This window comes from Priestia sp. P5_B4 (genome assembly GCF_056400385.1).
The window spans coordinates 1-1943 of sequence record NZ_JBFULJ010000723.1 but is presented as its reverse complement, the minus strand read 5'-3'; the positions used below and the strand labels follow the sequence as shown (position 1 = coordinate 1943).

General features: G+C 35.9%; 3 protein-coding genes. All 3 read right to left on the bottom strand.

What is annotated here, in order from left to right; genetic code table 11:
- Positions 1-45: 45 nt before the first annotated feature.
- Positions 46-948 carry an Rpn family recombination-promoting nuclease/putative transposase gene (locus AC1DRF_RS25180; protein WP_477741977.1) on the bottom strand — a complete coding sequence of 301 codons (903 nt, stop codon included), beginning with the start codon at positions 946-948 and terminating at the stop codon, positions 46-48.
- 325 nt (positions 949-1273) lie between these two features.
- Positions 1274-1648, bottom strand: coding sequence for a hypothetical protein (locus AC1DRF_RS25175; protein ID WP_025751496.1), 375 nt, complete (start codon positions 1646-1648; stop codon positions 1274-1276).
- A 17-nt stretch (positions 1649-1665) separates the two neighbouring features.
- Positions 1666-1943 (bottom strand): Alp7A family actin-like protein (locus AC1DRF_RS25170; RefSeq protein WP_477741976.1); only part of this gene is annotated, 278 nt, incomplete at its 5' end.

The following is a 1943-nucleotide window of genomic DNA, read 5'->3' as shown; positions in this document are numbered from 1 at the left end:
GCCTAATAAAATTAGTTTATTAGGCAGTCTCTTTTTAAAATATAATTAYTGGTGACGTAGTTTATCAATTTCTTCTGGTGTAAGGTTTGTAAATTCRGCGATTGTTTGGTTATCTAAACCCTTTTGGATCATACTTAAGGCCACCTTTATGATACCTTTCTTTTCGCCTATTTCTTCACCTATTTGTTTTCCTTTTTCTTCTCCAAGTTTTTCAGCTCTTYTTAARGCWGACTTTTCATCTAATAAYGCTTTTCTTCGTGCTTCATAWGCTAATARYACTTCYGGATCTTGRCTMACACGTTCCCAYTCGTCCATCGCTTTCTTTAATACTTGATCTTCTTGCATCGCAATCTCCTCCAATACCTGAGTGATTTCTTCATCTTCGGATGCTTCAAGTAATAATAACCATCGYACRAGTTGATCTTCCCGTGGATCTACCTCTCTGTTACGCCATTTTATTAATAACTTAGGTAGCTCCATAAAATGAATYTCSAGCATATCCGTTAAGAGTAAYTTCTGYTCTCGCTCATATAACTGAAAGGTRGAGTGATAATCATGAATATGAGATAAATAACGGAAGTTCACAATGTTAATGGTAATSGTTTTACAAAGCTCTCCRTAGTCCATGCCTTCTTTCATTTGACTACTGTACATTTTAGACCAGTAATAGAGTGTTCGTTTTTCCATGTCATGTTTRTTATTAAGCTGAATTTCAATATTRACACGRCTTCCATCCTCTAACTGTGCGTGTACATCTAAAATAGAGCGTTTATCTTCTTGGTTTTCTTTATTGAAATGMGGATCTAATAACTGCACCGTCTGAATTTTTTTATCATCTGGAAAACGGAGTGCTGCGTTCAAAAAAGCAGCTAAAATAGATTCATTTCCATGTGTGCCAAATAGTGATTTAAAWGCAAAGTCGACACGYAAATCTAATCGTTTTGTCATAATATCCTCCATCATYTCCATGTTTGTTATTAGTATACCATGACTATACCGATTCCTTCTATCTAACACTTTAGGAGCAAATTGAGTATCAATACGGTATTTGTCACACCAATTATTAATGTTCTTGATACAAAGAAGTATGAAGGGGTGCTTAAAACAAAGAGAAGTACTGGGTCTGATTGCTATTACCAATAAATAAACTCCTTATTCACATCATTCTTTTAGTCTGAGCACGTTCTCTGTACATATGAAAATGGAAATACCTTAAAAATCAATAAACCACGGAAAGCAAAAAAGCCACTAGGATACCTAGTAGCTTAGTGTTTTAAAAATCACTATATTCTTCGAGATCATCGTCGTCTAAAGAACCAGATACTTGCTCTAAATCTGCAATCTTACCTTCTTTTAGGGTTTGACTTTCTGAAGGCTTGTCTTCTAACTCCTCTTGCTTACCTACAAAACCATTAGCTTTAGCTAATTGCTTTAATTCTTGCAGTTCTGAATTGATATGTTCGAGAAGCTCTTCTGTTCTATGTGCTGATTCTACTTGGTTGGTAGATGCACGATGAAGGTCACGAACAATTAAAGATGAAATGTAGTCCCCTAATTTTCGAGACTTTGCATATTTTGCGAGTATGTCATAGACTTCATCACTTAACTGATTGGTTTTAATCGTAAAGGCGTTCTGACGCTCTGTCATGGTTATCACCTACGCTGTTAGGATTTAACGGCTTTCTTCTCAGCTTGTTTCTTTTGAAGATAACCGATGCTTCGAATTTCTAAGCCGAATAAGTTCAAGTGACGGCTATCTTCTGGTACTTTATGATATTTCTCTGTACGTTCTTCGCCGATCTTTTCACTCATACTTGTCATGATGGCTACTTCTAGTGTCGGAGCAACACCGCCACTATATACGTATTTACGAATTTTATTTGCTGGCGGTGGGGCCACATCATTTAACTTCGCTAGTAAAATCTCTACATATTCTTTTAGAG

Excerpts from the sequence above, each read along its gene's own strand:
- AC1DRF_RS25175 (WP_025751496.1), bottom strand. The coding sequence starts at position 1,648 with ATGACAGAGCGTCAGAACGCCTTTACGATTAAAACCAATCAGTTAAGT.